The following is a 12,000-nucleotide window of genomic DNA, read 5'->3' as shown; positions in this document are numbered from 1 at the left end:
CCAGGCAAGTCCGGCCCAGACCCACAATCAGGAGAGCTTACTGCGGATTGTCCTTGATGAACTTGTCGACGTTCTCTTTGGTGACGAGCGTATAGCCTGGCACGAAGGATTTGGGCTTCCACTGGTCGCCGGCTGCCAGGATGTCGGGAATCTGATCAACTAGCATTTTGCCTGCCGAAGTCAGATCGACACCGAGCGTGGCGGTCATCGTCCCGTCCTTGACAGCCTGGACAGCGGGCGCCGTGGCGTTGAACGAATAGACCTTCACGTCGCTGCGGCCGTTCTGCTTCAGCGCCGCGATCGCGCCCATAGCGTTGTCGTCATAGCAGTTGAAGATGGCGAACGGCCCCTTGGCGTTGGCATTGGCTGCAAGCCAGGCGCTGGTCGCGGCCTGCGACGATTCGGCAGCACCCGGGATGCTGATCTCGTGCGAGGTCGCCTTGAGCCCCGGATTTGCCTTGACGGCCGTATCGAAGGCGTCGGCTCGTTCGCGGCACGGAATGCCGGGATGGTAGGTGAGGTCGAGTACAGTTCCGGACTTGCCGATGTCCTTCAGCATCAAGTCCATCAGCGGTTGCGCAGCACCGGTACTTGCAGATAGCGCGATCCCGTCTGCCATGCCGCCGCCGGCCGAAAGCACGGGGATCTTTGCGTCCGCCGCCGCCTGGAGCCCGGCCGCCAGGCCCGTCGAATCGAAGACCGTGACGATGATGGCGTCCACCTTCTTGGTTGCCAGCTGCTTGATGCTGGTGATCGCTTGCGAAGGATCGCCATTGGCATTGAGCGTTTCCACCGACCAGCCCTTAGACTTGGCTTCCTGGCTCATCGTGTCGACCATCTGGTTTGTGTCGACGTCGGATGTCGAGAAGGTGACGATGCCGATCGTCAGCTTGTCATTCGTGGCGAGGGCGGTCGACGTGAAGGATGCTGCGACGAGCGCTGCGGTCGAGAGTTTCTGAAAGCGGTTCACTGTGCGTATCCCCTGTTGACCGAGTGTTCCGGCTCACGTCCAGACCGCGCAGCAGCCCAGCTTGGGCGCCATCTACAGGTCGTCACAGTCAGTCTGTTTGTTCGTGCGAGCCACGTACTAACTATAGGCACAAGCTCTTATGCCGCGCAACGGCTAATTTCAACCGGCTTTGGTCACTCGAGGTTCAATCGCTGTGGGGCTCTTGGGGCAAGCGCGCGGCTAGGCCGCCTTCTTGATCTCCGCGACCTGAACGCCCAGTCGGAACGCCTGACCGTCTGCGAACGAACGCGCGTAGCTCTCAGATGTAAAAGGGACCGTGGTGGTGGTGCCGTTGACCGTCACGCGAACCGACCACTCTTTGTCCCTAATGATTTCAACGGCATGTTGCTCATGCGCAGCCATGCATTCCTCCCAGAATCTTCCGTTGAGGATGGGAGGATAGCGTCGTAAAACTGGTTTGCATGCAAATAATCCGACACCGCGACGTCGAAATGTCGAAACACGCACAGCTAGGCTTAAGTCGATGGCCTCGCCTTGAGCTGTTCGAGGTGTTCCTTGGCGAGGTTGAAAGTGCGGTGGCAGTCTCTTCAGCCTCCGCCCGGAAGCGGACATCGCGGGTGACAATGCTGGAGGTCATGTTGCGCGCCATTTGCTGACCTTCATGGCATCTACAAACCTGCCGTTCGCGCTATGACTTGATGCGACCTCCCATGGCCCGAAACGACCGCTGCCCAGGGTTCCGCAGTCATTCCTCCCATCGCCCCCGGCGGAACCCGTTCGATCCAGACCGGTTGCTATGCCAGCATGCAGAACCGCGGCCTGACACCATCATGTGGATATGGGATTTGGCGCAGTCCTCGCAGCCTCGACATGTCCGCGCGGTATTAGAGCTGGAACTCAGCCGAAAATTCAGCTCCATCAGGATGCAGCGTAAGCCGGGAGCTGCCCTTCAGGGTGTGGCGGAACGCTGCCTCCAGGACGCGGGAGCCGTAGCCGGTGAGGCCGGCGCTGGTTATGATCGGGCAACGTTCCCGCCAGCGAAACATTACACGCGTCGCGCCCCCTTCGCCCGCCTGCACCGTCCATTGAATGTCAACTCGCCCCTCAGGCGAAGCAAACGCGCCATGCTTGACTGCGTTGGTGGTGAGTTCGTGAACGGCCATTGCGAATGCCTGGACCGCATCTTGCGGTAGCGCGATTGCGGGGCCGTCGAGATTGAAATTCCCACCTTCCCGTCCGCCATGCGCCTGCAGCTCCAGCCGCAGAATCTCGGACATATCAACACTTCCCCTCGGCGCGCGCACCAACAGATCCTGCGTGCGTGCCATGGCACCGAGCCTGCTCTCGAAGGCTCGGCCGAATTCCTCAAGCGAACCGCTGTCGCGCAGCGTTCGTCTTACCAGCGCATCGACTGTGGTGAGGACGTTCTTTATCCGGTGATGGAGCTCGCCAACCTGCGTTTCCCGCTCCTTCTCCATGCGGCGCTGCTCGGTGACGTCGCGGATCGCCAGCAGTATGAGGTCGAGGTGGTCGAGGCGTCGCCCGTTGAGGAGCATGACGCGGCGGCCGACGTGCTCAAAATCATGCTCCACTTCCACATCATCGAAGGCGTTGTTGTTGGGCAGGACGTTCTCAAGCAGCTCTCTCAGACGCGGGATGTCCCATTGCCGATTGCCGAGCTCGTAGATCAGCCGCCCCTTAGTGTCGTCAGGAGACACCTGGAAGGCGTCATAGAAGGGCCGGTTGGCGCGAACCACCTTCAGGTCCCAATCGAGCACCAGGAGCGCCTCCCGGGTACTGTCAATCAGCTTTTCCCCGAACTCGACGTAGCCTTCGAGTTCGAACCGGGCCTGTTCGGTCTCGGTGCGATCTGAGATGACCAAAAGGATCAGTTCAGGGCGGTCGCCCTCGGGCGGCAGCCGCCTCGCGTTCAGGATCATGATCCTTTTGCCGATCTCCGGGAACTTATGCTCTAGCCGGTAGTGCTCCACTACCGACTGCTGCGGCAGGATCTCTTCCAGGAGCCGACGGAGCTCGGGGATATTCCACTGGCCATTGCCGATTTCGTAGAGCAGGCGCCCGCGGGTCTCTTCGGTGTCGACCTTGAACAGCGTATAGAACGCCGAATTGGCTTCCTCGACCGTAAGGTCGTCTCTTAGGACCAGCAGCGGCTGATCCATTGTCTGCAGGATCGCTTCGGCAAGGCCAGTTGAACCGAGATTGTACAACCGGGGTGGCCTGCTTTCCCCTGAGGATTTTTGGTTGCCCATTCGTTACAATGAACAGCAGATTGAGCTAGAGTCCAGTTGGTAGCTCCTTGTGAGCCCCACTTGATCGGAAACAGAAGGAATGGCCTCTTTCTAACGTCAACCGGTCTGCGGCGCGCGCAGCCAGAAAGTCGGCTCGCCGCCCAACCGCGACGAAGAACGCTCCGCGGCTGTACGGCAGAACGAATCCTTCGGCCGGCTCGGTCGCGCCATGCGCGGACGTCTGCAGTGGACTCACTGAAGATCGCGATCCGGCCTCTTCTCGGATGTTTGTCCAGCAAGATCAGGCGAATTGATGATCCATTTCCTGACAGCGATCCCATGAGAATGTCGTGATCAAAAGCTACCAGGAACGGGATCAACATTGGTTGGATCGGGTGGGCCGCGATGTTGGACGTGCACTGCGGATTTCGGGCGGAATACACGTTTTGCTGCGCCCAAGTGATTCCTTGATCCGTTTCCAACGAGGTTCCCCTGCCGCTGGTTTCCGACCGATCAGGCTGGCCGCGGTTTGTAAAAGCGGCACCAGCCATCAGGGCTGATTTCGCCCGCAACGATCTCGCATGCATTCGGCTCCAGGAAATGGGCCCACCCTGCGCAGCGGCGACCTTTGTCTGGAACATCCTGATAGAGTGCCAGAGGCTTTGGCGTTATTCCGGCGCCACGCGCCGCAGGCTGGCCCGTCATGCAGGAAGCAAGCCCGCCTCCACCGGCATGGCGACGCCGGTCATCGATACCTTCAGAAACTTCCGACGAGACAGCGTCTGGCTTGGCACGCTGTGTGCCGACCAGCGATTTGCCTCACTACGATCACCGTTCATAACCTTTCCTCCCAATCGACATCCGAGGAACGCCGACGCCGTCAAGTGCTGGGTCAAATCGACTTGAGGTACTCGATCAGGTCACTCTTTTCCTGATCGGTCAGATCAAGGCCCAGATGGTCGTCATAATGCTTGATGACGTCATTGAGGGTGGCGAACCGCCCGTCGTGGTAGAAACCGCCCTTGTGGATTTTTTCCGTGTTCCAAAGTGCACGCAACGATGCCGTCCTGTAACGCTCGTCCGGGGATCGCATCGCCTGGAAATCGTCGATCCCGATCTCATCGGCCGTATGCAGGTTCCATCCCGGCTCGGTGAATAGTGGCGGCACGTGGCAAGTGCCGCATTTGGCCTTGTCGTTGAAAAGTGCCTCGCCTTTCTCCGCCGCCGCACTGTCGAAGGCGCCCTCGGGCGGCTTCGGGGTCGGCAGCGAAAGCTGATAGAAGTGAAGCGCCGGCAGCTTCGCCGTGATCCGGTCTTCCTCGTCCTGCTTGTGGCCCTGTTTCGTTCTCGCTGCGACCGGATACTTCTCTGTATCGTCCAGGCGCGGATCGTAGAAAACGCCTTTGCCGTGCATTTCGAGATTGCCGACATAGGCGTTCCAGTAGCTCACCGTGCCCCAGGCTCCGGTCCATGTATGGTTGTTCACGCCGGCCAATCCGAAGGCGGGTGGATTGAGCGTGGCGGCCGTCTTGCCGTCCGGCCGGAATGCCTTGCCGTCGAGGTTCAGTTCAGCATCGAATTTGCCAGGGCCCCATGCTTCCACCGCCTTCTTCACCTCCGCTTCGGATATCTGCAGCATTTCGGTGAACGCCGTGAGGTCAGGCGCCAATGCAACGACAGCGCCTATATTGAGGTCGCGGTTCGGCCAGCCGTCCAGCCTATGCCCGATGCCTGGCGCATATGCGTCGTCAACGGTCGAATGGCACACGGCACATTGTATGCCGACCGAAGTCAGCGTCTTTCCGTCCTCGGCGAAGAACCCGGTGACCCCGACAACGGCATTGGCTTTGAGCAGGAGAAGCGTGCTTGCAGGATCGGTAAGGTCGACCTCACCTTTGTCGAGAGCTGCAGCCACATCCTTCGGAATTGCATTGACATCGACCTTGAGGCCAAGTTCGAGAGCCATTTCCGGACTGAGGCCAGGTCCGACCCCGCCCAGTTTCTCCCCGGCGATCGCCTCATGGAGCTTGAGCTTGCCGCCCCAAAACTCCTCGCTACCAAAGGTATCGAAACGGAAAGTCTCGCGACCTTCCTTAAGATATCGCTTGGCCTGCTCGGCCGTGGCGGCGTCAAAATCCTTTCCACTGACCGATCCTTTTGCGCCCGTCTGGGCAGCGGCCGGAATCAAAGCCGCGGAGACCAGAATGACCAAGGAGACACCAATACGATTGAACCGTGCTGACACTGCCTTGTCCTCCCGAACATTGTTTTCCAGTTGGTCTACCCGTTCGGCGACGTCCCGATTGCGTGGCTACCGAATCTGGCTGACAATATTGGATGACCGAACCGTCAAAACGTTCCCGCGTCCGGCGCGAAGACCGATCGATCGATAGAGCATGGACCTTCTGCCGGCATGGGAGAGAGAGGCGCAGAAAGACCTTCCGTCACGCAGTCAGGCTGGAAAACGAAGGCGATCTATAACGGTGTCGATTAGTCGCTCGCAGCGTCGGCCCTTGAAGGGGAAGGCATTGAGCAGCACGGGGCCAATCTGCTCGTCTAGCTCTTGGCGAAGGAGACGGCGAGCGCGATGGAGCCGCGTCCGCACTGTCTCGGGACGCACGCCGAGCAGTTCCGCTGTCTCGTCATTAGAGAGTCCTTCGATTGCTCGGGCAATAAGAACAACGCGGTAGGCGGGGGGCAGCCTATCGGTTGCCTGTTCGACCAAGCTCAGGATTTGTCGTTGCGCCACCGTTCGCTCTGCGTCCCCGGAATGCTTGTCGAGAGCAAACTGTATGACTTCGGCATTGGCCCGTGCCGCGGATTTTGCAAAAGCTGCCGCGCGCCGACTCCTTCGCAAGCGTCCTAGTGCCTCGTTGACGACGATCCTGCAGAGCCATGTCGACAATGCCGATTCTCCTCGAAACTCGGCAAAGTGGGCGAAGGCGTTGACATAGGCTTCCTGAACGATGTCCTCGGCTTCGCTGTCGTCGTCGGCCAATCCACGCGCGATACGGTAGAGGCGCTGGTTGTGCATCTGCATGATGGTTCGTAATGCGTCCGCGTCGCGCGCCAACGCGCGGCGGACCAGTTCCACATCCTTGGAATTGCGCCCGTCATCGCCCCTGTCGATGCGTGGGTCGGACATGACAACTTATCTAATCACCAATTCGGTGCGGTCACAGCAAAAAAGGTCCTAGTCGACTCTTTCATCAGTGGAAGGCAACAGGCAATCAAACACAGCGGCGAGAAGCAAGCCGACGGCGCCTATCATGCCGACGATGCTATGACGCTTCATTACCCGCCCTCCAAGCACAGCGTCCATCAAATGCCGGGTTTCCGGCTAAGAGCAGTCATACGCGCTTCTAGGAAATGAAGGTCGCCTTCGGGTCACGAGCGCTGGTTGGGCCCAATGTCCGGTTTCTGGAAGGAAAATGGGTCCCGGAAGGTCAGGATTGGGTCCATGAGTGTGAGTTCAACCGAGGGCGAGCGAACTTCCGCTTAGGGTAAAGCCACCAGGACAGCTTCAGGCGGAGCCATCACCTTCAGCACCGCTTCGTGTCGTACTGCTGGCTGGAGACGCCCCTCGTTGACGGGCACGGCCGGCCTTCGCCTTACGGCCGCGCCAGCCGCGATCCGAACGGACGAAGGCTTCCAGCATGTGCGGAATCAGGGCTGCGGCGTCCACGGGTTCGTAGAGCCGGCTGTGTTCGGCTGCATACTGGTCGAGTTCCTCCTTGAGCGGTTCCGACAGGGAGATGGTCATGCGGACGACGCCAACCTTCGGCAGCCGACCGAGCCTCAGATCCGGCATGGTTCACCTCCTGCTTGTGAGACAAAGACATGTTGACTGTTCAGATAATCGACATAGGCAACGAGGTCGCGATGAACGGCGGCAGGCAGTTCGACGGTGATCTTGACCGGACGGTCATCGGGAATGGCAGAAAGTTTCAGCTTGGTCATGATGGATCCTTTGGCGTGCCGTAAGGCACAAGAAGAAGGTCGCGATTGACAATCACGCGAACCGGGAAACCGGGCCGCACGGTGAGCGTCGGCTGGACATTGAGCTGATTGCGCACGAGCTGCTGGCCAATATCGGAGGCCGAATCCTGCGCGCTTTCGCGGATGGCCTTGGCGATTTCCCTTTCGTCGTCGCTGGACCCAAGCGATGTCCCAATGCCCAGCAATGTCGAGAGTGCTGCGGCCCGGAACATCTGGCCCCAATGACGGTCGACCTCGTCCTCCAGCCCGGAAAATCCTTCAGCGTCTGCGCCCTGCTGGCGCTCCAGCACGATCGAGGTGCCGTCAGGCATGATCAGCCGGTTCCAGACCAGCAGCACGCGCGACTGGCCGAAGGCGACGTGGCTGTCGTACTGGCCGATCAGCCTCGCACCCTGCGGGATCAGGAGATGGGATCCTGTCGGGCTGTCGTAGACATTTTCCGTGACCTGAGCGGTGATCTCGCCGGGCAGATCGGAGCGGATGCCGGTGATAAGGGCAGCTGGAATGACGCTGCCGGCTTGCACCACATGGGGCGAGGCCTTCTCGGCGAGCCGATTGGGGCTGACTGTACGACGGTCTGGCTCGGCATTGACGAAGGCCAGCTTGCGATCCTGCACGTTTTGCGCGGCGCCAGGATCGATTGGTGGCGGCCCCGGCGGCGGAGTCAGACCAGATTGGGTGTCCGGTTCTATGACTCTGGTGCCAGCATTCTGTCGTGCGGGACCAGGTCTCGTATTCGTATCGGTGAAGAGCTTCGCCACGCGTGCGGCCTCGATCTCGGCCAGTCGGCGCTGCTCCTCCGGATCTGCGCGCGGTCCACTGACGTTGGACGCCCCAATCGGTTGGCGGCGCTCCTTCGCGCGCAAGATCGGCCGGCCCAAATCGCCAGGCAGCGCGGGGCCGAGTTGCGGAACACCGGCATAGTCCTTCGGCAGCTTCTGTAGCCCGTCGGCCGTTGAGCGGTTTTCGGTGGTGAAGAGCTCGGGCGGCTGTTCGGTTCCGCGCTGTCTGGTGTCGAGCGCCCAAATCAACGTGCCGAGGATCACAGCGCTGGCAACTCCACCAACGCCTATCAGCACCTTGCGCGACAGTCGCGTGACCCTGGCCGGTTCGGGCCGAAGGCGCAGTTCCGCTCGAATGTCCTGGTTGGGTGCATTTGCAGGGTCGCTCATCGGAACAGCCTCGTGCTAGGCGAGGTTCGTTTGCCGTCCGTGCGCACGATGCGGACGCGCTTTTCGCTTGTTTTGTCGCCGAGCCTCAATTCAGCGGCGGCAAACAGCCGATCAACGACGTAGTAGTTCTGGCGAGCACGGTAGTTGACCAGCTCCGAGCCGCCCGATGGGCCGATGACGAAGAGCGGCGGCATTTCACCTTGCGCTATGCCCGACGGGAACTCGATATAGACCTTTGCACCGTCATCGAAGGCGCGAAGCGGCCGCCAGGGTGCGGCATCGCCCTCGATGCGGTAGCGGAAATTCAGTTTCTGGAGGTCGACGCCGGTCGCGACCGGCTTTGCGGCGGAAGCCTGCGCATTCTGGCGCCGCAGCGCAATCAGTTGGTCCTGCGGATACTGCCAGGAGACGGAGGCCATGTAGGTCTTTTCGGTCGAGCGGAGCTCGAGATGATAGGTGCGGCGGTCGCTATTTATGACCAGGTTGGTCTGGAGGTCTGGCCGTGTCGGCTTCACAAGAATATGGACCTGCTGGCGCTCCCCTGCCCCACTTTGCGTATCGCCGATGATCCAGCGCACTGTGTCACCGGCGGCGACTGGCCCGGAGCCGACAAGCTGCTCGCCGGGCTGCAAGGCGATGTCGGTGACCTGGCCGGGTGCGGCGTAGACCTGGTAGAGCGCGCCCTCACTCCAGGGATAGAGCTGGATGGCATTGACGAAACCGTCGCGAACCGGCTGCATGCGCGCGGCCTCATTGGCCTGGCTGATCCGCTGCTTCGGATCGGCTGGCTCCGGCTTCACCTTCGGGTTCGTGGCCTCGACCGGTTTCAACTGACCAGGCAGCGGAAGCAGTTTCGGCACTTCCACCACCTTGACCGGACCAGGCGGGTCGACCCTGCGCACGGCAGGCACCGCATCGTCGTAGGCGATTTCCGGCGGAATGTATTTCTTCGATGCACAGCCGGCGAGCGCCGTTGCCGACAGCAATGCCAGGGCAAGCCTACGTGCCTTGGGCGCATTGCGCGTGGCCGGTCTCGCCGATGTTCTTGTTGGTGCTGCACGCATCATGAAAACTCCTTCGACCAGCTGATGGCGTTGACATAGACGCCAAGCGGATTGACTTTGAGCCGGTCAGCGTCGCGGGGTTGCTGAATCACGATTGTGAGGATTGCGGTCCAGCGCTCGGTGCCGGCCAGGTTGCCGTTCTCGTAGCGGCGCTCGATCCAGGCGACGCGGAAAGAATCCGGCGAAGCACGGATGACGCTGGAAACCTCGATGGCGATCTGGAGTTTGCCCAATTTGGCAAACGGGTCGTTCAAGCGAGCGTAATCATTGAGGGAAATGGCGCCGCGGTCTGTGGTGTAATCGTAGGCGCGCAGCCAGTTTTGGCGGACGATGACCGGGTCGGCCGGAATGCTTCTGACCTCTTCGATGAAGCGGGCCAGATGCCAGGCGATCTGCGGATCGGTCGGCCGATAGTCGGCAATGGCCGGGGCGACAAGCTGCGCCTCGCCAAACTTGTCGACCTGAACCACCCAAGGAATCACCGAACCGCGCGTCGATTGCCAGACCAATGCGGATGCAAAACCGCCGGCCAGGACGAGCGAGCCGAAGGCCATCAGCCGCCAGTTTTTCGCCTGGACGCGAGCCGAGCCGATGCGCTCGTCCCAAATCTGGGCTGCACGCTGATATGGCGTCTCAGGGTGAGGCGTTTTTCCGTAACGAACAAAAGGGCGTCTAAAGGGGGTCATCGGCGGTCGTCCTGATCGAGGGAAACATTCATTGAGCCGCCGCCATCATCGCTCGAATGAACTGAATGCGCGGCGATGCTGGCGCCATGGCTCATGGCCTGGCCGCGCTTCATGCGTTTTGCCCATGCGGGCGGGGCGTCGGCACTGGTTTGGGTGGTCGACCAGTCACCGGAGGAAGCCGTTCGCGACGATCGCTCTCCACTCGTCGTAGCCCAAGCTGCCAAGCGGGCGGCCTCGTAGCTATCGGACAGGGCTGACGCGGCGCGCGACATTGCCTGCTTGACGGGTTGAACGGCAGCGCTGGCACCAGCCTTTGCGACACCCGCCATGCCGGCGGCGATTGAGCCTGCACCACCTCTTCCAGACGTGGCTGCGGCGAGTTCCCAGGCGGCCGAAGTGCTGCCGGCCAGATGCGCGCCACTACGTGCGGCGGCTGCCGACATGCGCCCGCCTGCACTGAGCCCGCCTGCTGCGCCGCCTATTGCGGCGCGGGCGCCCATAGCGCCGGCTACGCCAAGGCCACCAACGGCGAGGCTCGTGCCAACAGCGGCACCTGCGCCCAGTTGCGGAGCACCCGAAACCAGCCCCGTCGCGATGCCTGGACCGAAGATCGACAGGCCCATCAGCGACAATGCGCCGAGAACAAGCGACAGCGCATCGGTGATCGTCGGTTGTTCGGCACCAAAGCCTTGAGTGAACTCGCCGAACAGGCCCGAGCCGATGCCGACGATGACGGCGAGCACCAGGATTTTCACGCCGGAGGCAACGATGTTGCCGAGCACTTTTTCAGCGAGGAAGGCGGTCCGGTTGAACAGCGCAAAAGGGATCAGCACGAAGCCGGCAAGCGTCGTCAGCTTGAATTCGACCAGCGTGACGAAGATCTGTACGGCGAGAACAAAGAACGCAATCAGCACGATCGCCCAAGCAATCATCAGGACCACGATCTGAACAAAATTCTCGAAGAACGAGACGTAGCCCATCAACTGGCTGGCGGCTTCGAGGATTGGATTGCCGGCATCGACGCCGACCTGCGCGACGCGGCCCGGCTGCAGCAGTGCGGCGCCCGATAGTGCCGAACCTCCCGCCTTCAGACCGAGCCCGGAAAAGCTCTCGAAGACGATCCCGGCCAGACGATTGAAGTTGCCGATGATGAAGGCAAAGAAGCCGATATAGAGCGTCTTTTTCATCAGTCGGTGCAGGACGTCCTCATCCGCACCCCAAGCCCAGAACAGGCCGGCAATCGTGATGTCGATGACGATCAAAGTGGAGGTGAGGAATGCGACCTCGCCGCTGAGCAGCCCGAAGCCAGAATCGATATAGCGGGTAAAGGTCTCCAGGAAGCGATCGATCACGCCGGTGTCGTTCATGGCGCCACCGTTTCCGGATGCAGCCGGTCTTCCGCGCGAGGCGGAGTTGGCGGTTGGAGCGGCAGCATTCGGCTCTGGTCCTTTTCGATCCACGGAGCCGCGTTTGGCGCGATGGGGCGGAGGGATAGTTGCAGGAAGCGTCGGCGGCTTTCCGCCCAGGCTCTCCTGCAGGCTTCGTCGTCAACGGCCGCCATGCCGATGGCCCGGCATCGGGCAAGCTCGACCTTAGCCGGCTCGCCGCCCGGATATGCGGAGCGCGGGGAGGACGCGTCGTGCGAGCCGTCGCCGCGCAGCGCCATGGAGGCGGCGGTCATGGCGGTGCCAAGGGCAAGAACGGCTGCTATCCGGGCGGCGATCTTGAGATCCATGCGATTCTCGCCTCAGTCGTGGAACATTTTTACCGATGACTGGAGTGCGCCCCTCGGACCGGACAGGGTCAAGCCGCAGTTTTGACCATCTGCCGGGCGTGTTGGTCCTCGAACTGTTGCGGGCT

At 61.1% G+C, this 12,000-nt stretch carries 12 protein-coding genes; all 12 read right to left on the bottom strand.

Features of this window, described 5'->3' with window-relative positions; translation table 11 throughout:
• Positions 1-37 precede the first annotated feature (37 nt).
• The 12 genes from NKI58_RS25930 to trbK-alt all read right to left on the bottom strand — a co-directional run bounded on the left by NKI58_RS25930 (position 38) and on the right by trbK-alt (position 11,875).
• A complete protein-coding gene (locus NKI58_RS25930; RefSeq protein WP_352595153.1) occupies positions 38-970 on the bottom strand; it encodes a sugar ABC transporter substrate-binding protein in 933 nt (310 codons plus the stop codon).
• 219 nt (positions 971-1,189) lie between these two features.
• Entirely contained in the window at positions 1,190-1,372 is a 183-nt protein-coding gene (locus NKI58_RS25925; protein WP_023679139.1) for a hypothetical protein, read from the bottom strand.
• Between the two features lie 482 nt (positions 1,373-1,854).
• Positions 1,855-3,198 (bottom strand): sensor histidine kinase, encoded by a 1,344-nt coding sequence (locus NKI58_RS25920; protein ID WP_352853902.1) that lies wholly within the window; start codon positions 3,196-3,198, stop codon positions 1,855-1,857.
• 913 nt (positions 3,199-4,111) lie between these two features.
• A complete protein-coding gene (locus tag NKI58_RS25915) occupies positions 4,112-5,464 on the bottom strand; it encodes a hypothetical protein (protein WP_352595159.1) in 1,353 nt (450 codons plus the stop codon).
• A 207-nt stretch (positions 5,465-5,671) separates the two neighbouring features.
• Entirely contained in the window at positions 5,672-6,364 is a 693-nt protein-coding gene (locus NKI58_RS25910) for an RNA polymerase sigma factor (protein WP_023679398.1), read from the bottom strand.
• 378 nt (positions 6,365-6,742) lie between these two features.
• Positions 6,743-7,030 carry a DUF2274 domain-containing protein gene (locus NKI58_RS25905; protein ID WP_352572196.1) on the bottom strand — a complete coding sequence of 96 codons (288 nt, stop codon included), beginning with the start codon at positions 7,028-7,030 and terminating at the stop codon, positions 6,743-6,745.
• The gene (locus NKI58_RS25900; protein WP_502896937.1) at positions 7,018-7,179 is read right to left on the bottom strand and encodes a DUF2274 domain-containing protein; all 162 of its coding nucleotides are present in this window, start codon (positions 7,177-7,179) and stop codon (positions 7,018-7,020) included. The genes NKI58_RS25905 and NKI58_RS25900 overlap by 13 nt, the downstream gene beginning before the upstream one ends.
• The gene (locus tag NKI58_RS25895; protein WP_352595162.1) at positions 7,176-8,390 is read right to left on the bottom strand and encodes a TraB/TrbI/VirB10 family type IV secretion system protein; all 1,215 of its coding nucleotides are present in this window, start codon (positions 8,388-8,390) and stop codon (positions 7,176-7,178) included. The genes NKI58_RS25900 and NKI58_RS25895 overlap by 4 nt, the downstream gene beginning before the upstream one ends.
• Complete coding sequence (gene trbG / locus NKI58_RS25890) at positions 8,387-9,454, bottom strand: P-type conjugative transfer protein TrbG (RefSeq protein ID WP_502898844.1); 1,068 nt, start codon at positions 9,452-9,454, stop codon at positions 8,387-8,389. Before trbG ends, NKI58_RS25895 begins: the two co-directional genes overlap by 4 nt.
• Positions 9,454-10,140, bottom strand: a complete 687-nt coding sequence (gene trbF, locus NKI58_RS25885; protein WP_352595167.1) for a conjugal transfer protein TrbF — start codon at positions 10,138-10,140, stop codon at positions 9,454-9,456. Before trbF ends, trbG begins: the two co-directional genes overlap by 1 nt.
• A complete protein-coding gene (gene trbL / locus NKI58_RS25880; RefSeq protein WP_352595170.1) occupies positions 10,137-11,507 on the bottom strand; it encodes a P-type conjugative transfer protein TrbL in 1,371 nt (456 codons plus the stop codon). Before trbL ends, trbF begins: the two co-directional genes overlap by 4 nt.
• Positions 11,504-11,875, bottom strand: coding sequence for a putative entry exclusion protein TrbK-alt (trbK-alt, locus tag NKI58_RS25875; RefSeq protein WP_352853899.1), 372 nt, complete (start codon positions 11,873-11,875; stop codon positions 11,504-11,506). Before trbK-alt ends, trbL begins: the two co-directional genes overlap by 4 nt.
• Between the last annotated feature and the right edge of the window lie 125 nt (positions 11,876-12,000).

The organism is Mesorhizobium sp. M0522 (assembly GCF_040321085.1).
Taxonomy (GTDB): domain Bacteria; phylum Pseudomonadota; class Alphaproteobacteria; order Rhizobiales; family Rhizobiaceae; genus Mesorhizobium.
This window is presented reverse-complemented; position numbering and strand designations above follow the sequence as displayed.

What these genes read in the sequence shown, in the direction of transcription:
- NKI58_RS25925 (WP_023679139.1), bottom strand. Translation starts at nt 1,372, where the DNA reads ATGGCTGCGCATGAGCAACATGCCGTTGAAATCATTAGGGACAAAGAG.
- NKI58_RS25910 (WP_023679398.1), bottom strand. Translation starts at nt 6,364, where the DNA reads ATGTCCGACCCACGCATCGACAGGGGCGATGACGGGCGCAATTCCAAG.
- NKI58_RS25905 (WP_352572196.1), bottom strand. Translation starts at nt 7,030, where the DNA reads ATGCCGGATCTGAGGCTCGGTCGGCTGCCGAAGGTTGGCGTCGTCCGC.
- NKI58_RS25900 (WP_502896937.1), bottom strand. Translation starts at nt 7,179, where the DNA reads ATGACCAAGCTGAAACTTTCTGCCATTCCCGATGACCGTCCGGTCAAG.
- NKI58_RS25895 (WP_352595162.1), bottom strand. Translation starts at nt 8,390, where the DNA reads ATGAGCGACCCTGCAAATGCACCCAACCAGGACATTCGAGCGGAACTG.
- trbG (WP_502898844.1), bottom strand. Translation starts at nt 9,454, where the DNA reads ATGCGTGCAGCACCAACAAGAACATCGGCGAGACCGGCCACGCGCAAT.
- trbF (WP_352595167.1), bottom strand. Translation starts at nt 10,140, where the DNA reads ATGACCCCCTTTAGACGCCCTTTTGTTCGTTACGGAAAAACGCCTCAC.
- trbL (WP_352595170.1), bottom strand. Translation starts at nt 11,507, where the DNA reads ATGAACGACACCGGCGTGATCGATCGCTTCCTGGAGACCTTTACCCGC.
- trbK-alt (WP_352853899.1), bottom strand. Translation starts at nt 11,875, where the DNA reads ATGGATCTCAAGATCGCCGCCCGGATAGCAGCCGTTCTTGCCCTTGGC.